At 62.3% G+C, this 17505-nt stretch carries 16 protein-coding genes; 6 read left to right on the forward strand and 10 right to left on the reverse strand.

The genetic code is table 11. From position 1 onward, the window contains the following. The first annotated feature begins 50 nt into the window (after positions 1–50). From lptF to H3H36_RS25140, 3 genes are read left to right on the forward strand one after another with little or no spacing between them, the layout of a single operon-like run. The gene (lptF, locus tag H3H36_RS25130; protein ID WP_182220793.1) at positions 51–1184 is read left to right on the forward strand and encodes an LPS export ABC transporter permease LptF; all 1134 of its coding nucleotides are present in this window, start codon (positions 51–53) and stop codon (positions 1182–1184) included. After that, positions 1181–2350, forward strand: coding sequence for an LPS export ABC transporter permease LptG (lptG, locus tag H3H36_RS25135; protein ID WP_182220794.1), 1170 nt, complete (start codon positions 1181–1183; stop codon positions 2348–2350). The genes lptF and lptG overlap by 4 nt, the downstream gene beginning before the upstream one ends. Then, entirely contained in the window at positions 2350–2721 is a 372-nt protein-coding gene (locus tag H3H36_RS25140; RefSeq protein WP_182220795.1) for a sirohydrochlorin chelatase, read from the forward strand. The genes lptG and H3H36_RS25140 overlap by 1 nt, the downstream gene beginning before the upstream one ends. A 536-nt stretch (positions 2722–3257) precedes the next feature. Here the strand turns inward: H3H36_RS25140 and H3H36_RS25145 are convergent. The 7 genes from H3H36_RS25145 to H3H36_RS25175 all read right to left on the reverse strand — a co-directional run bounded on the left by H3H36_RS25145 (position 3258) and on the right by H3H36_RS25175 (position 10215). After that, entirely contained in the window at positions 3258–4034 is a 777-nt protein-coding gene (locus H3H36_RS25145) for a glutaminyl-peptide cyclotransferase (RefSeq protein ID WP_182220796.1), read from the reverse strand. Positions 4035–4131: 97 nt separating this feature from the next. After that, on the reverse strand, positions 4132–4899 hold the full coding sequence (gene cobA / locus H3H36_RS25150; RefSeq protein WP_182220797.1) for a uroporphyrinogen-III C-methyltransferase: 768 nt from the start codon (positions 4897–4899) through the stop codon (positions 4132–4134). Positions 4900–4912: 13 nt separating this feature from the next. After that, positions 4913–6226, reverse strand: coding sequence for a sulfate adenylyltransferase subunit 1 (locus H3H36_RS25155; RefSeq protein WP_182220798.1), 1314 nt, complete (start codon positions 6224–6226; stop codon positions 4913–4915). After that, a complete protein-coding gene (gene cysD, locus H3H36_RS25160) occupies positions 6226–7170 on the reverse strand; it encodes a sulfate adenylyltransferase subunit CysD (RefSeq protein WP_182220799.1) in 945 nt (314 codons plus the stop codon). Before cysD ends, H3H36_RS25155 begins: the two co-directional genes overlap by 1 nt. A gap of 45 nt (positions 7171–7215) precedes the next feature. Beyond that, the gene (locus tag H3H36_RS25165) at positions 7216–7932 is read right to left on the reverse strand and encodes a phosphoadenylyl-sulfate reductase (RefSeq protein ID WP_182220800.1); all 717 of its coding nucleotides are present in this window, start codon (positions 7930–7932) and stop codon (positions 7216–7218) included. A gap of 11 nt (positions 7933–7943) precedes the next feature. After that, positions 7944–8531, reverse strand: a complete 588-nt coding sequence (locus H3H36_RS25170) for a DUF934 domain-containing protein (protein ID WP_182220801.1) — start codon at positions 8529–8531, stop codon at positions 7944–7946. Beyond that, positions 8524–10215, reverse strand: a complete 1692-nt coding sequence (locus H3H36_RS25175; RefSeq protein ID WP_182220802.1) for a nitrite/sulfite reductase — start codon at positions 10213–10215, stop codon at positions 8524–8526. Before H3H36_RS25175 ends, H3H36_RS25170 begins: the two co-directional genes overlap by 8 nt. Positions 10216–10471: 256 nt before the next feature. Between H3H36_RS25175 and H3H36_RS25180 the strand changes: the two genes are divergently transcribed. The 3 genes from H3H36_RS25180 (at position 10472) to H3H36_RS25190 (ending at position 13375) form a co-directional block, all read left to right on the forward strand. Continuing rightward, a complete protein-coding gene (locus H3H36_RS25180) occupies positions 10472–11413 on the forward strand; it encodes a CysB family HTH-type transcriptional regulator (protein ID WP_182161562.1) in 942 nt (313 codons plus the stop codon). 45 nt (positions 11414–11458) lie between these two features. After that, positions 11459–12109 (forward strand): class I SAM-dependent methyltransferase, encoded by a 651-nt coding sequence (locus H3H36_RS25185; protein ID WP_182220803.1) that lies wholly within the window; start codon positions 11459–11461, stop codon positions 12107–12109. A 192-nt stretch (positions 12110–12301) separates the two neighbouring features. Then, entirely contained in the window at positions 12302–13375 is a 1074-nt protein-coding gene (locus H3H36_RS25190; RefSeq protein WP_446033179.1) for a porin, read from the forward strand. Between the two features lie 101 nt (positions 13376–13476). Here H3H36_RS25190 and H3H36_RS25195 read toward each other — a convergent pair whose 3' ends face one another. From H3H36_RS25195 to H3H36_RS25205, 3 genes are all read right to left on the reverse strand, one after another. Further along, positions 13477–14652 (reverse strand): PAS domain-containing sensor histidine kinase, encoded by a 1176-nt coding sequence (locus tag H3H36_RS25195; RefSeq protein WP_182220804.1) that lies wholly within the window; start codon positions 14650–14652, stop codon positions 13477–13479. A gap of 96 nt (positions 14653–14748) precedes the next feature. After that, complete coding sequence (locus H3H36_RS25200) at positions 14749–15510, reverse strand: LytR/AlgR family response regulator transcription factor (RefSeq protein WP_182220805.1); 762 nt, start codon at positions 15508–15510, stop codon at positions 14749–14751. Between the two features lie 83 nt (positions 15511–15593). Further along, positions 15594–16904: a sensor histidine kinase gene (locus H3H36_RS25205; protein ID WP_182220806.1), complete on the reverse strand. Its 1311-nt coding sequence runs from the start codon at positions 16902–16904 to the stop codon at positions 15594–15596. Between the last annotated feature and the right edge of the window lie 601 nt (positions 16905–17505).

Genomic DNA, 17505 nt, shown 5'->3' on the forward strand with positions numbered 1-17505 from the left:
CCTAAGGATGCGGGGTTTCGTATCCTTAACTACCGAATTATAAGCTTCGAATGATCTTTCAACGTGCCCTTCAACGCGAGATGGCCAGTGCGGCCGGGGCGACCTTCACCGTGTTGTTCAGTATTTCCGTCACCTGGACCCTGATCACCATCCTCGGCAAGGCCGCCGGCGGCAAGGTCGCATCGGGCGACGTGCTGGCCCTGATCCTGTTCGCGGCTTTGAATTATCTGCCAACTATCCTGATCCTCACCAGCTTTATTTCGGTGCTGATGGTGGTCACGCGCAGCTACCGTGATTCCGAGATGGTGGTGTGGTTCGCATCGGGCCTGAGCCTGACCAAGTGGATACGCCCGGTGCTCAACTTCGGCCTGCCGATGGTGCTGCTGACGGCCATGCTCAGTTTCGTCGCCACCCCGTGGGCCAAGCAGAAAAGCACGGAGTACGTTGAACGCTTCGAGAAGCGCGAGGATCTGCAGAAAGTCTCGCCCGGCCAGTTCCGCGAATCGGCATCGGCCAACCGCATCTTCTTCGTGGAAGGGGCGGACGGCAAATCGCCGGTGGTGCAGAACGTGTTCGTCAACACGGTCGATGAACATGGCACGGCCGTCATCGTGGCGCGCGAAGGCGTGATCACGGCGGCCCAGAACGGGGAGCGCTACCTGGTGCTCAAGAACGGCCGCCGCTACCAGGGCGTGCCGGGACAGTCCGATTTCCAGACCATGGAGTTCGAGCGCTACAGCATGCGCGTGGCCAACCATGCGCAGGACCTGGAGTCCGACCATAGCGCCGACGCGCTCACCACCATGGCGCTGATCAAGCTGACCAGCAACGAGGCGCGCGCCGAACTGCTGTGGCGCATCGCTTCGCCGATGACCTGCCTGGTGCTGATCCTGCTGGCTATCCCGCTCGGCTTCGTCAACCCGCGCGCGGGCAGTTCGGCCAACCTGATCATCGCGCTGCTGGTGTTCTTCAGCTATAGCAACCTGGTCAAGCTGGTCGAGGCCAGCGTCAAGCAGGGCCGCTTTGGCTTCGCGCTGTCGTGGTGGCCGCTGCACCTGGTGGCGGCGCTGTTCGTGCTGGGACTGTTCGCGTGGCGCCTGAACCTGAACCACCGCTACCATCCGCTGGCGCTGCTGGCGACCTTCAAGCGCGCCGGCGCCAGCAAGGAAGGCGCGAATAAATGAAGATATTGCAGCGTTATTTCGCCGTCTCCATCCTGCAGGCGGTGGCGTTCGTGCTGGTGGCCTTCCTGGCCCTGCAAGCGTTCATGGACCTGACAGGCGAACTGCCCTCGATCGGCAAGAATGGCTACGCGATCCAGCACGCCTTCCTGTATGTGCTGATCCTGTTGCCGGGCCATGTGTACGAAGTGATGCCGCTGGCGGCGCTGATCGGCACCATCTACACGATGGCGCAATTCGCCTCCACCTCGGAGTTCACCATCATGCGCGCCTCCAGCATGTCGACCGGCATGGTGGCGTGGATGCTGGCCAAGATCGGCGTGGTGCTGGTGATCGTCACCTTCATTTTCGGTGAACTGATCGCGCCGCGCACGGCGCCCATCGCCGACAAGATCAAGCTGGCCGCGCGTGGTGCGGCCATCTCCGGCGAATTCCGCTCCGGCATGTGGACCAAGGATATCGTCAAGAGCGAGGGCATGACGGGCACGGTGACGGGCTCGCGCTTCTTCAACGTGCGCGAGGTGCGGCCCGATGGCCAGCTGGCCGACGTCAAACTGTACGAGTTCGACACCAATTTCCGCCTGCGTTCGCTCACGCTGGCCAAGAGCGCCACCTACCAGGGCAACAACACCTGGCGCCTGGCGGACGTGACGGAGAATCTGTTCACCAATTCCGCGCTGCTCAAGCCGGGTAGCGAGGCCAATGTGGAGAACCACTACGCCCAGGCTTCCAGCGGCGTCACCACGCGGCACAGTGCCACGCTGGACCTGGTGTCGGAGATCACGCCCAAGATTTTGTCCGTGTCCGGCGCCGATCCGGATCGCATGTCGGCCAACGAGCTGGCCGTGTACACCCGCCACCTGCAGGAGAACAAGCAGGAGACGGAGCGCTTCAAGATCGCGTTCTGGAAGAAGCTGTTCGACCCGCTGGCCATCTTCGTGCTGATGGCGCTGGCGCTGCCGTTTGCCTACCTGCATACGCGCGCGGGCGGCGTGAGCCTGAAGATCTTCGTCGGCATCATGATCGGCGTGAGCTTCCTGCTGATTAATACGCTGTTCTCGCATCTGGGCCTGCTCAGCACCTGGCCCGCCATTTTGACGGCGATCGCCCCGAGCGCCTTGTTCCTGCTGCTGGCGCTTGGCGCCTTGTGGTGGGTGGAGAGACATTGATGGCCAAGCGTGCCCTGATCCTGTTCGCCCACGGCGCCCGCGCCGCTTCCTGGGCCGCGCCGTTCGAACGCTTGCGCGACCTGACGCAGGCGCGCATGCCTGACGTGTGCGTGTCGCTGGCCTTCCTGGAATTCATGACGCCCCAGTTGCCGGACCTGGTGACGGAACTGGTGCGCAGCGGGATCGCGCAGATCACGGTGGTGCCCGTGTTTCTGGGGCAGGGCGGCCATGTGCTGCGTGACCTGCCGGTGATGGTGGATCAATTACGAACGGCGTATCCGCAGGCCACCATCAGCGTGGCCGAAGCGGCCGGCGAGAACGCGGCCGTGCTCAACGCCATTTGCGATTACTGCGTGGGCGCTTTAGGTTGAACCTATCGACGATACCGTCGAGATTAGCGTGATTGCGGGGTGATTTTCTGCGCCACGGACCATGTCAGAATGGCTGCGCAAGGCGCTTTGCCAATGGCGTCCAGTATCTTGTCGGCGCTGTCGTCTGGCTGAGCGAATTCCCTGCTGCAGGTCATCTTATATAACGGTGCCGGCAAGTCTGTACTGGCGAATGAGGACGGCAAGGGGGTAAAACCATACTCCGACATAATTTGACCACATTGACGGACTTGTTCGCGCTCTTTAGATTGTACGGAGAGGGTAAATACGAACGTGATGGCATAGCCTGTGGGAGCAGATATTCGGGGATGCAGGCGCATCGTCTCCGACGGCGAAAGGTGCTGCCCAACCAAAGGGTCCGCAGCGTTGGCAGGCGTGCAGCATTGTGCGACCAGTGCAGTGAGTCCGGCCGTGAGAGTTCGCAAGCGCATGGCAGGTGGTCATGATCGGGTTCTTGATGAACTCATCATGGCACACCAGAACATCGCTGACCCTGGCATTGGGCGTCCGTTTGACCTTTACTTGGTCGCCCGCCGCGTGAGTTTGATCTCGAACAGCTTGGGCCACTGCTTGCCGGTCACGAACAGCCGGTTGTTGGCCGGGTCGTAGGCGATGCCGTTGAGGACATCGTCGGGGCCCATCTGCTTGCGCTCGGCCCGCAGCAGGGGGCTCAGGTCGATCCAGCCCACCACGTTGCCGCTGGCCGGGTCGATGCGGGCAATGACGTCCGTCTGCCAGATATTGGCGTAGATCTCGCCGTTGACCCATTCCAGTTCATTGATCTGATCCACCGGCACGCCGTTCACGGTGACGGGGATGCGCCGCGTTTCGCGCAGCGTGGCCGGGTCGAGCAGGCGCAGTTCGTTGCTGCCGTCGCTCATGATCAGCTGCTTGCCGTCCTGGGTCAGGCCCCAGCCTTCGCCGGGATAGGAGAACGTGCGTTTGAGCTTGAAGCTGGCCAGGTCGAACACGTAGCCGACCTGCGTTTGCCACGTGATGCCCACCAGTTCATTGCCCCACACCGTCATGCCTTCGCCGAACACGTCGGCCGGCAGGTTCGCCTGCTGCAGCACGCGGCCCGTTTCCAGGTTCACCTTGCGGATCGACGAGCGGCCATGCATGCCGGTGCTCTCGTACAGGAAACCGTCGCGGTACAGCAGCCCTTGCGTGAATGCTTGCGGGTCGTGCGGATAGGTGTGGACGACGGTGATGTCGTAGACGGGAATGGTATCGGCCAGCGCCGGCGCGGCCACGGGGCCCAGTATCAGGGCCGCACACAGCAGCCATTTGGACATTGCCGGTTTCAGACTGATTTCACGCACCATACCCACTGCCGCCTCCGAGGCTGATCGAAAGCGCCCATTATACGGGCACGTGGGTCGATGGTTAAGTTCAGGCGCGCTGCTGCAACGCCTCGATGGCGGCGGTGAGATTGGCGCTATCGGCTGCCTGGTGGCTGCGCATCTTCATCGCGTCGCCCAGCATGACGAGCACGGGGCCGTGGGCCGGACCCAGGCCATGGGCCAGGGAACCGAGCGTTAAACGGCGAATGCGCTGGTCGGGGCGGCTGCAATTTTCGATCACCACCACCGGCGTGTCGGGCCGGCGGCCCTGGGCCAGCATGCGGGCGGCGGTGGCCGTCGCTTCGCGTCCGCCCATGTACTGCACCAGCGTATCGGTGTCGGGGATGGCGTGATGGTCGCTGTGTTCGGGTGCCGTGCTGGACGTGAAGAAGGCCACGCTGCGCGCCACGCCGCGCTTGGTCAGCGGCTGCTTGGTGGCCGCTGCCGCGGCCAATGCGGTGGTGATGCCGGGCACCACCTCGACCTCGATGCCGGCTTCCTCCAATGCGCGCAACTCCTCGTCGGCGCGGCCGAACAGCATCGGATCGCCGCCCTTGAGTCGCACCACCAGCGGCACCTTGCCGGCATAGTCGACCAGCTGCTTGTTGATGAACTGCTGGGCCGTGGACAGCTGGCCGTAGCGTTTGCCGACCAGGATTTTTTCCGCTTGGGGACACAACGCCAGCATCTCGTCCGTCACCAGGGCATCGTGCAGCACCACGTCGGCCTGCGCCAGCAGGCGCGCGCCGCGCAGCGTGATGAGGTCCTGGGCGCCGGGACCGGCGCCGATCAGGTAGACTTTTCCGAGAGCTGGCATGGCGGTCTCCTGGTTATGCCGCGCCGTCCAGGCGGATCATGCCGGCGGCCACGGTCTGGTGCGTCACTTCATCGATCAGGATGAAGGCGCCCGTGGCGCGGATGTCGGCATAGGCGTCGGCCGCCAGCGGCTGCTGCACGTTCACCGTGATGCGGGCGATGTCGTTCAGCTTCAGGCCGTCGGCGCTGTGGCGCTGCTGGGTGTTAATGTCCAGCACCGAGTCGATGGCCGTCACCTTGGCGCCAGTCTGGCGCGTGCCGTGCTTGATCCAGTACTTGCGGCGCAGATCCAGCGGTTCATCCGACATCCAGCACACGTCCGCGTTGAGCGTCTTGAGCAGGGTGGCCGGCTGTTCGGCGCTGGCCAGCAGGTCGCCGCGCGAGATGTCCAGGTACTCGTTGAGCAGCAGCGTGACGGACTGGCCCACCACGGCCGACTGGTGCGAGCCTTCCAGCGTGACGATGTCCTTGACGGTGGCGCTCTGGCCCGATGGCTGCACCACCAGCTTGTCGCCCACGCTGACCTTGCCCGCCTCGATACGGCCCATGTAGCCGCGGAAGTCGTTCGCTTCGTGGCCGTTGTGGCGTGCCACCAGCTGTACCGGGAAGCGGAACGGCGCGTTGTGCGATTCGTCGTACACGGACAGCGATTCGAGCAGTTCGATCAGGGTCGGACCCTGGTACCAGGCCAGCTTGTCGCTCTTTTCCACCACGTTGTCGCCGGTCAGGGCCGACAGCGGGATCGGGGTGATGTCCTTCAGGCCCAGCGTGGCGGCGAATTCGCCGTACGCCTTGACGATGCGGTCGTAGATAGCCTGGTCGTAGTTCACCAGGTCCATCTTGTTGACGGCCACCACCACGTGCTCGATCTGCAGCAGGTGGGCGATGGTGGAATGGCGCTTGGTCTGGATCAGCAGGTCCACGCCGCCGTCCTCGCGCAGCTTGACCTTCGATACGTCGATCAGGATGATGACCGCGTCGGCCGTGGAGGCGCCCGTCACCATGTTGCGGGTGTACTGCTCGTGGCCCGGCGTGTCGGCGATGATGAACTTGCGCTTGGGCGTGGCGAAGTAGCGGTAGGCCACGTCGATCGTGATGCCTTGCTCGCGTTCCGCTTCCAGGCCGTCCGTCAGCAGCGACAGGTCGACCGTGTCGCCCACGGTGCGCTTGTGCTTGGAGCGCGACATGGCGTCCAGCTGGTCGGCGAAGATGCCTTTGCTGTCGAACAGCAGGCGGCCGATCAGGGTGCTCTTGCCGTCGTCGACGGAACCGGCGGTGATGAAGCGCAGCAGTCCGCGTTCGTTCAGTTTGTCAGTGTTTGCGTTCATCAGAAGTATCCTGCTTTTTTACGTTTTTCCATCGAGGCTTCGGAAGTCTGGTCGTCCATCCGGGTGGCGCCGCGTTCGGTGATCTGGGTGATGGCCGTTTCGGCGATGATCGCTTCCACCGTCGCCGCGTCCGAGGACACGGGGCAGGTGCACGAGATGTCGCCCACGGTGCGGAAGCGCACCACCTGGGTTTCCACCGTTTCGCCTTCGCGTGGCGGGGTCAGGTCCGTCAGCGGCACCAGCAGGCCGTTGCGGGGGATGACCTGGCGCTCATGGGCGAAGTAGATCGGCGGCAGTTCCAGCTTTTCGCGTGCGATGTACTGCCACACGTCCAGTTCGGTCCAGTTCGAGATCGGGAACACGCGCATGTTCTCGCCGGGGTGGACGCGGGTGTTATACAGGTCCCACAGTTCCGGACGCTGCGATTTCGGATCCCAGGCGCCGAATTCGTCGCGGAACGAGAAGATGCGTTCCTTGGCGCGGGCCTTTTCCTCGTCGCGGCGGGCGCCGCCGATGCAGGCGTCGAACTTGTGCTCGGCGATCGTTTCGAGCAGCGTGACGGCTTGCGCGGCGTTGCGCGAATCGGTGGCCGGGTTACGCAGGCGCACCGTGCCGCGCTTGATGGAGTCTTCCACCGAGCCGACGATCAGGCGTTCGCCCAGTTCGGCCACGCGCTTGTCGCGGAAGGTGATCACTTCCGGGAAGTTGTGGCCGGTGTCCACGTGCACCAGCGGGAACGGGAATTTACCGGGGCGGAAGGCCTTCTCGGCCAGGCGCAGCAGCACCACCGAGTCTTTGCCGCCCGAGAACAGCAGGGCGGGATTGGCGCATTCGGCCGCCACTTCGCGCATGATGTGGATGGCTTCCGATTCGAGCGCATCGAGGTGGCGCGCATTGACGTCGCCGAGGCCGCGCGCGGCGGTGTTATCAACTAGAGCATTCATTGGACTGTGCCTATCTTCTTGATTCTGTGAGTCTGTCTGTGTGGCTTACGCGGCCACGGATTTGATGCGTACCAGCTTGCCGTCCACCAGGTGCAGGCCGCACTCTTTCGAGTCCGGATTCTCCCACCACCAGCGGCCGGCGCGCACATCCTCGCCCGGCTCGATGGCGCGCGTGCAGGGCGCGCAGCCGATCGACGGATAACCCTGGTCGTGCAGCGCATTGTAAGGCACGTTGTTGGCGCGGATGTAATCCCACACATCCTGCTCCGACCAGTCGGCCAACGGGTTGAACTTGATCATGCCATGCGCCGCGTCGTCTTCCTGCACGTGCAGTTCGGCGCGGGTGGCCGACTGCGCGCGGCGCTGTCCCGTCACCCAGGCCTTGTTGCCGGCCAGCGCGCGGCCCAGCGGTTCGACCTTGCGGATGCGGCAGCATTCGCGCCGCATCTCGATGCTGTCGTAGAAGGCGTTCAGGCCGTTCTGCGCCACGTAGGCTTCCACCGCTTCGGGCTGCGGCCGGTACAGCGCGATCTCGTAGCCGTAGGTCGCTTTCACCTTGTCCAGCATGGCCAGGGTTTCAGGGTGCAAGCGGCCGGTCTCCAGCGAGAAGATCCCGATCGGCAGTTTGGCCTTTAAAATCAGGTCGGTCAAGACCATGTCCTCGGCCGCCAGGCTGGAGGCGAAAACGGCCGGCGTGAAGTCGGCGGCGATGCGCGCCAGCGTGGCGCTGGTGGCGGATACGAGGGAAGTCAGATCGCTCATGGAGTCTCCTGTCAGATGCCGAAACCGACGTCGGTGCCGGCATTGGCTGCGCCCACTTCACGCACGTGGCGGCGGAACAGCGGCAGTTTCTGGTCCACTGAGGCCTGGTAGGTTTCCGAAAAATCGGTCAAGCCTTTCAGTGCATCGTGGATGTTGCGGTCGGGGCGGGTGGCGAAGGCGTCAAAGCCCACGCGCTGCATCGAGAACAGCTGGTCGCGCAGCACGTCGCCAATGGCGCGCAGTTCGCCCTGGTAGGCCAGGCGGGTGCGCAGGTTGTAGGCGATCGAGTAGCCGCGGCCGTCGGTGAACTTGGGGAAGTCCACGGCCACCAGGGCGAAGCGGCCCAGGTCCTCGCGCAGCGCTTCGGGGCGCTCGTCGCTGGCGATCCACACGCCGATCTCGCCGGCGGCGGCGCGCGCGGCCAGGGTCTCGCGCTGGGCCAGCCACACGGCTTGCGGCACGATCACTTTGCCGGCCGGGACGGCCACCGTGGCCGCGTCGGGTGCCGTTTCACCTTCGGCTGCGGTGCGCAGCACGAACCAGTCGTCTTCGACCACGGCACGGTGCTTGATGATCAGGTTTTTTACAGCTTCAGGCATATTCGTCTTCTCCAATCAGTCGGCCGGCATCAGCAATCGGCGTGGCGTACACGTGTTCCTTGAACGGGGTCACGCCGATGCGCGCCACCGTGTCGGCGAAGTGTTCGTCTTCAAAGCGCTCGCGCAGGTAGACCTGCAGCAGGCGGTCTATCACTTCCGGCATTTGCAGCGCCGAGAACGATGGGCCGATGATCTTGCCGATGGCCGCGTTGTTGCCTTGCGCGCCGCCGATCGAGACCTGGTACCACTCGCTGCCATCCTTGTCCACGCCCAGCACGCCGATGCTGCCCACGTGATGGTGGCCGCAGGCGTTGATGCAGCCCGAAATATTCAGTTCGATCTCGCCGATGTCGTGCTGGTAGTCGATGTTGTCGAAGCGCTCGGCGATGGCGGCGGCGATCGGGATCGACTTGGCGTTGGCCAGCGAGCAGAAGTCGCCGCCGGGGCAGCAGATCATGTCCGTCAGCAGGCCGATGTTGGGGGTGGCCAGCGCGTGCGCCTTGGCTTCCTGCCACACCTTGAACAGCTGCGCTTGCTCGACGTCGGCCAGGATGATGTTCTGCTCGTGCGTGACGCGCAGCTCACCGAAGCTGTAGCGGTCGGCCATGTCGGCCATGAAGTCCATCTGCTCGGCGGTGGCGTCGCCCGGCGGCACGCCGGTCTTTTTCAGCGACAGCACCACGGCCGCATAGCCGGGTACCTTGTGCGGGCGCACGTTGCGCTTGAGCCAGTTGGCGAAGGCCTTGTTGTCCGCATGCTCGGCCTGCACGTCGATGTTGGCCAGGGTCTTGTAGGCGGGCGGCTGGAAGTAGGCGATCACGCGCGCCATTTCCTCGTCCGTCAGGGTTTCCGGGCCATCCTTCAGGTCTTGCCATTCCTCTTCCACCTGGCGCGCGAATTCCTCCACGCCCAGCGCCTTCAGCAGGATCTTGATGCGGGCCTTGTACTTGTTGTCGCGGCGGCCGTACTGGTTGTAGACGCGCATCACGGCTTCCGTGTAGGTCAGCAAGTGGCGCCATGGCAGGAACTCGCGGATCACGCTGCCGATGATGGGGGTGCGGCCCAGGCCGCCACCGACCATGAACTTGAAGCCGATTTCGCCTTCGGCGTTGCGCACCACGGTCAGGCCGATGTCGTGCACGGCGATGGCGGCCCGGTCTTGCTCGGCGCCGTTGATGGCGACCTTGAATTTCCGCGGCAGGGCGATGAATTCAGGGTGGAAGGTGCTCCACTGACGCAGCACTTCGGCGTAGGGACGCGGGTCGATGATCTCGTCGGCGGCCACGCCGGCGAACGGATCGGACGTGGTGTTGCGGATGCAATTGCCGGAGGTCTGGATGGCGTGCATCTGCACCGAGGCCAGCTCGGTCAGGATGTCGGGCGTCTGCTCCAGCTCGATCCAGTTGAACTGGATGTTCTGGCGCGTCGTGAAATGGCCATAGCCGCGGTCGTACTTGCGGGCGATGTGGGCGAACATGCGCATTTGCTTCGAAGCCAGCAGGCCGTACGGCACGGCGATGCGCATCATGTAGGCGTGGCGCTGCATGTACAGGCCGTTTTGCAGGCGCAATGGCAGGAATTCGGCTTCGGTCAGCTCATCGGCCAGACGGCGCCGTACCTGGTCGCGGTACTGGGCAATGCGTTCGCGCACGATGAGGTGGTCGTATTGATCGTATTGGTACATATTCTTCCCAAAAATTTGCTTGCTGGAGTGCCGGCACGTTCAGTGTAGGAGGAATTGCCGCATTTTCGAGCCGGTCACACCCGTAAATCAGTGTCACTCTTGCAACGAAGCCGTACAGCCATCCCCAAACTAGCTGCAATAGTAATAAACTTCGTCTTTATTCCATACGACTTAGTCTTTATTTGCTTATATACGTATTCGGTATAAGCTAGGGCGCAAACCACTTTTTGACGCGATTCCGGGGACTCGACCAGCAATGAACCTTCACCAACTGCGCTTTGTGCGCGAAGCCGTCCGCCAAAACTATAACCTGACTGACGCCGCCAAGGCCTTGTTTACGTCGCAGCCGGGGGTGTCCAAGGCCATTATCGAGCTGGAGGAGGAGTTGGGCGTGGACATCTTTACCCGGCATGGCAAGCGTATCCGTGGCTTGACGGAACCGGGCCGGCTGGTGCTCGAGTCGGTCGAACTGATCATGCAGGAGATCGACAGCCTCAAGCGCATCGGCAAGGAATACGCGGCCCAGGACAGCGGCAGCTTCACCATCGCCACCACCCACACCCAGGCCCGCTACACTTTGCCCAAGGTGGTGCAGGCGTTCATGCAGAAATTCCCCAAGGTGCGCTTGTCTTTATTGCAGGGTAATCCCCAGCAGATCGCCGACATGGTGCAGCGCGACCAGGCCGACCTGGCTATCGCCACCGAGTCGATCGCCTCCATCAACGGCCTGATCACGCTGCCGTGCTACCAGTGGGAGCACGTGGTGGTGGTGCCGCCCGAGCATCCGCTGCTCAAGTCCAAGTCCATCACGCTGGAGGAAATTGCCGCTTTCCCCATCATCACTTACGATAGCGCCTTCGCCGGGCGCAGCAAGATCGACCACGCGTTCACCTTGCGCGGCCTCAAGCTCGACGTGCTGCTGGAAGCTATCGATGCCGACGTGATCAAGACTTATGTCGAGCTGGGCATGGGCATTGGTATCATAGCGGGCATGGCGTTCGACGCCGAACGCGACAAGAACCTGCGCGCCATCTCGGCGGGCCACCTGTTTGGCATGAACGTGTCGCGCGTGGCCGTCAAGCAGGGCGCTTATTTGCGCAGCTACATCTACACCTTTATCGAGTTGCTGGCCCCCACGCTCAACCGCAAGTTGATCGAGCAGGCCATGAGCGGCGAAAAAGATACTTACGAACTGTAAGGCACTGCAACTTCATTACCTGAATTCATAGAAAAGAGTTTTAACATGATTACCAATCAGCTGGCCCAATATTACGCCGTCAACGCTGACAATTACGACCAGGTCTACGCTGACGAGGCCCGCTTCGACGACCTCGACGATCTGCAGGAAATGATCGCCGAGCTGCTGGAAGGGCACACGGTGCTGGAACTGGCCTGCGGCACTGGCTACTGGACCGAGCTGATCGCCGACGTGGCCGCCTCCGTGCACGCCACCGACGTGGTGCCGGAAATGCTGGCGCTGGCGCGCACGCGCGAACTCGACGACGAGATCGTCAGCTTCGGCGAGCTCGATGCGCTGAATCTGCCCGACAGCGTGGGCCAGTACACGGCCGTGTTCGCCGCCGGGTGGTGGTGCCACATCCGCCGCGAAGACCAGGAGAAATACATCAAGCAGCTGCGCGCCAAGTTTGGCAAGGATGTGCTGCTGGTACTGCTCGACAGCAGCTATGTGGACGGCAGCAGTACCGTGATCGCCCGCACTGACGCGGAAGGCAACACCTACCAGATCCTCACGGCCGACGACGGCCAGCGCTACGAAGTGATGATGAACTATCCCAAGGACAGCGCCCTGCGCAAGCGGCTGGCCCCGTACGCGCGGGAAATCCGCGTCGAGCGGCTCGAACATTATTACCTGCTGAGCTGCCGCCTGAAGTAAGCGCCTGGCACGCTTTTCCCCGGCAAGCAAGCCGCTGACGTCCTGCGCAGCGGCTTTTTTGTTGCTGATGTTGTAAGTGACGTGAAATTACAACAAAATGAGCGATGTCACATTGTTGAAGTATTTGGCAGGCAAGATTCGCCCCGTAGATTCTTTACGCCCCACTCTTTCAACTTACATAGAGAACATCAAGTGAAAAAACTTACTCTGGCAGCAATGATCATCGCCGGCTTCGCCGTTAACGCGCACGCCCAATCGAACGTCACCATCTACGGCCTGGTCGATGCCGGCCTGGTCAGCGAGCGTGGCGGCGCCGCCGGCAGCGTGACCAAAGTGACCAGCGGCATCGGCAGCCAGTCGCGTCTGGGCTTCAAAGGCACGGAAGACCTGGGCAGCGGCCTGTCGGCCATCTTCCAGCTGGAAACCGGCGTCAAGATCGATGACGGCCAACTGGACAGCGCCAACACCATCTTCAACCGCCAGGCCTATGTCGGCCTGAAATCGAAAGATGCCGGCACCCTGACCCTGGGTCGCCAGTACACCATGCTGTACAACGCCATGAGCCAGGTGGCCGATCCGTTCGGCGCCGGCTACGCTGGCAGCATCAAGAACCTGTTCGCCGCCAAGGGCGCCAACACCCGCACCAGCAACGCCATCGTGTATTCGACCCCGAGCTTCGATGGTTTCTCGGTGGATGGCCTGTACGCGCTGGGCGAGCAGGCTGGCAGCACCACGGCCGGTCGCCAGTTCGGCCTGGGCCTGAACTACGCCAACGGTCCGCTGTCGGCACGCCTGGTGTACAACAACAAGAACACCGACACGGTCGGCAAGCCAACCATGGATACGTCGCGTAACACCCTGTTCGCGGTCAACTATGACTTCCAGGTCGCCAAGGCCTTCTTCGCCTATGGCGTCGACAAGGGTCCGTTCAGCGCCGAGCTGCCAGTGGCGAATGCCTTTGGCTACAAGACCGCGCCGACCGCCAGCATCGACAGCAACGACCTGCTGATCGGCGCCCAGGTGCCGGTGACGGCCAACGACATGATCATGGCATCGTACATGCGCAAGAACGACAAGACCGTCCTGAACCAGGATGCGGACCAATGGGCTATCGGCTACTCGCACCTGCTGTCCAAGCGTACCAACGCCTATGTTGCTTACGCCAAGATCAAGAACAAGAACGGCGCTGGCTACACCGTTGGCAACAACAACGAAGCCGGTTCGGGCGACAAGGCCTTCAACATCGGCATCCGTCACTCGTTCTAAGTTTGTTTGCTGAGGGCGGGCCGGCCCAGCCCGCCTGCTGGCATGCTTGCGCGCCGTCCGGCACACGCCTGGCGGCGCGTTGCGTTTACGCGGCGACGCCGTTACACGGGCAAGGGCATGCTGATGTCGATGTGCGTGCCGCCATTGCTGGTGATGGCGATGTCGCCACGGATGGCCCATACCCGTTCGCGCATGCCGACCAGGCCGAACGAGGATGCCTTGTCCATGTCCTGTTCGGCGATGCCGCGGCCGTCGTCCTGGATGGCGATGTGCAGCGTGGCGCCGCGCCGGTGCAGTGTCAGCGACACGTTGCGGGCCTGGGCGTGGCGGGCGATATTGGTCAGCGCTTCCTGCACGATGCGGAAGATGGCCGTGCTGTAGTTATCGTCCAGCACCAGTTCTTCCTCGCACGCGTCGAGCGTGCAGCTGATGCCGTGGCGTGCCACGAACTCCTGTCGCATGCTGTCGAGCGCGAAGAACAGGCCGCCTTCGTCCAGCGCGCGCGGGCGCAGGTTGCTGGCGATGCGGCGCAGCGAGGTGATGGCCGACAGCAGCACGCCGTCCATGCTGGACAGCAGCTTGCGGACGGCGTCGTTGGCGGCCGGCTGCTGCTGCAGCAAGGTCAGGTCCATGCGTAGCGTGGCCAGCAGCTGGCCCAGGTCGTCGTGCAGTTCGCGCGCGATGTGGGTGCGTTCCTCCTCGCGGATGGTTTGCAGCGCGGCCGACAGTTCGCGCAACTGGGTGTAGGACTGTTCCAGTTTTTTCTGCACCTGTTTGCGCTCGGTCACGTCGCGCAGGATGATGGTGTGGATCTGCCGTCCATCCTCGGTCAGGCTGGAAATCGAGCCTTCCAGGGGAAAATACTGGCCGCTTGCCTTGAGGCCGGTGACGGCATAGTCGCTGGCGCGCCGGCCTTTCATGCGCAGCCGGATGCCGGTGGCGCCGAAGTATTGAAGTGGCGGGCCGTCGGGCGGGGCGCGCTGTTCACGGGGGATGTACTGTTGCAGCGAAGTCCCCTCCATGGCCTGCACGGTGGTGCCGAACATGGCCGCGGCCGAGGGGTTGGCCAATACGATGGTTTGGTTGTCGTCGGTGGAAATGATGGCGTCGCTGGCGTGCTGGATGATGCTGCGGCTGTGGCTGCCGGCATCGCCCGCCAGCCGGCGCGACTGGCGCAGCGGCGCGGCCATCCGGCGCGCCAGTCGCGCGCCCAGCAGCAGCAGTGCCGCCAGCGCGGACAAGGCCAGCGGCCAGGCGGATTTTCTGGTCAGGGTCATGGCACGCCTCCTTGCCGCCGGAGAGGGCGGCCGTGCGTGTCACACTAATACAGGAGGCGGCTGCGGTGTTGAGCTGACGCAGAAGTGCGTGGGCACTTACATCTGCTTGAACAGGTGCAGGAAGCTGCGGCTCACTTCCAGCTTGTCCGGTTTACCCTTGATCATGACCAGGTGGCGGCCGCGAATGTCGCGCGTGACGCCTTCGATGGCATTCACATTGACCAGCGTGGCGCGGTGGATCTGCCAGAACAGCGACGGGTCCAGCTCCTCGGCCAGGTCGCGCACGGGCTTGCGGATCAGCGCTTCGTAGCGGTCGGTCTGCACGCAGGTGTATTTTTCGTCGGAGCGGAAGAACAGGATTTCCTCCACCGGGATCATGCGCAAGTCCTGACCGATGCTGGCCTGTATCCATTGCAGGTAAGTGGGCTTGGGCGCCGTGATCTTTTCCGCCAGTTGCGACAGCATGGCCGTGACGCTGGCGTTCATGTCCGATTCCGGCTTGGCCAGGCGCGTCTTGAGACGGTCGACCGTGATCTGCAGGCGCTCGGGCTCGGGCGGTTTGAGCACGTAGTCGATGGCGCCGCGCTCGAATGCTTCCACGGCGTAGGCGTCATAGGCCGTCACGAATACGATGTGGCTTTTGTTGCCGATGGCGCTGGCCGCTTCCATGCCGGTCTTGCCGGGCATGCGGATGTCGAGGAAGGTGAAGTCGGGTTTGAGCTGGTCGACCAGCTCGATGGCTTCCTCGCCGTTCTTAGCTTCGCCGATAATGTCCAGCTCCGGCCACACCTGGTTCAGGCGCATGCGCAGCTGGTCGCGCATCAAACGTTCATCGTCGGCAAGGATTGCGGTTGGCATGGTGGTAAAGTTGTAAAATTAAGGTATTAATTATTCAACGAAACGATGTAATTATCAATCGTCCCTGTCTTTTGTGTTGCCCTTTATTTCGCAAGCTGGTAGGGCACTTCGATGGTGGCGATCACGCCGGTGGGGCTGTTGGCCGCGATCAGCAATTGCGCCTGGTCGCCGTGCAGCAGTTTCAGGCGCTCCCGGATGGTCATCAGTCCCAGGCCCGTGCCGTCGCTGGGGACGGCGCCGAAACCGAGGCCGTCATCCGTGACGATCACGCGCAGCTTGTTGTGCGCCACTTCGGCCCGCACTTTCAGCGTGCCGCCTTCCGGTTTCGCTTCCAGCCCGTGCTTGATGGCGTTTTCCACCATCGATTGCAGCATCATGGGTGGGAAGGCGGCCGTGCGCAAGCCATCGGGGATGTCGAAGTCCACCGTCAGGCGCTCCTCCATCCGCATTTTGAGCAGGTTCAAGTAGGCCAGCACCATGTCCGCTTCGCGGCCCAGGTTGGTGATCAGGGTGTTGTCGCGCATTTGTGGCAGCACGGCGCGCAGGTATTTGATCAGGCTGCGCTGCATGGCCGAGGCTCGCGGCGGATTGGTTTCGATCAGGTGCTCGACCGAGGCCAGCGTGTTGAAGAGGAAGTGCGGTTCGACCTGGGCTTGCATCATCTGCATCTTCGCTTCGCTGAGCTGGCGCTGCATGGATTCGCGCTCGGCGGCCGCGTTGGCCGTCATGGTCTGGGCTTCGGCCCGTTTCTTCCCACCCATCAGGGCCTTGGTGCCGAACAGCGCCAGGACCAGCAGCGACACGAAACTCTTGAACCAGGTCGAGGCCTGGCGGTGGTAGCGGGTCACTTTCTGTTCGGCTGCGTCGTCCACGGCTTCCTCGATCGCGTTCGACAATTCCTCGCCAATTTGGGGTGGCAGGTCAATATGGACTTCTTCGCCTGGCAGGCTGGGCAGCGCGGGTGTGGACGGCGCGGTTGACTTGGCGTGCTTGCCCGCCTTGACGGGGGGGTCCGGTGGCGAAGGTGGTTCGGCGGGTTCGGCGGGCTGTGGCGACTCCGGTGTTTCGGCGGGCGCTGAGGCGCTCGCGCTGGCGCCATCTTTGCGCAGTTTGCCCCGTGGGTTGAAGTGGATGCCACTGTCGTCAATCAGGATATTGGTCTCGCCGTTCTTGCGGTTGGGGCGCTTGGGGGTGTTGACCACTACTTCCTCGTCCGGGCTGGATGAGAACAATTCCTCCTGGAGAATGGAGCCGGCTATCAGCATCAGTGCCGCGAACATCAGGAACTTCCACCATGACAATTGCGTTACCCAGGTCGCGGTCGCGTCGAAGCCGCGGTGCAGCCAGGCGGCGACACTTTTCAGGATTTCTTGAATTTTCGGCAAGGGCAGCATGTAAGACTTTCAGGAAACGGATGGTCAAGCATGGAGCAAGTGTAGCGAAAGCCTAACTCTTGGTGCCATGCAATTGCGACAGCCTGCAGGAAATGGGGATTGAAACGAAGTGGGGCGGGGCAGGCTGTGTGGCACACCAAAAAAGGGCTTGCCAAGTTCAAGACGGTTTTGCTATAGTTCGCCTCCCCGCTGAAACGCACGCAAAATATTGCAGTAGCGAAGTAAAACGAGGCGCTGGTAAAAACAGTGAGGTAGTTGACGAAATAAGCGAAGTGCTTCATACTCTTCTTTCTCTGCACTGATAAACACAACGATTTGTCGAATAACGCAGGGGATAGTACCGAATAAGTTCTTTAACAATTCACAGTCGATAAGTGTGGACGTTTGATGGAAGTGCACGCGAGGCTAGTCCTCGTGATACTTAAAATATCAAATGTTCACAAGAAATAAATTAATAGGATACTCGCAAGAGTAGCCTGTCAGTATTTTGAGTGAGCGACCCGCTAGCAATAGCGGTGGCAGCAATGCCAAAAAACAGAGATTAAACTGAAGAGTTTGATCCTGGCTCAGATTGAACGCTGGCGGCATGCCTTACACATGC

It is taken from the genome of Rugamonas fusca (genome assembly GCF_014042365.1).
GTDB classification, from domain to species: domain Bacteria; phylum Pseudomonadota; class Gammaproteobacteria; order Burkholderiales; family Burkholderiaceae_D; genus Rugamonas; species Rugamonas fusca.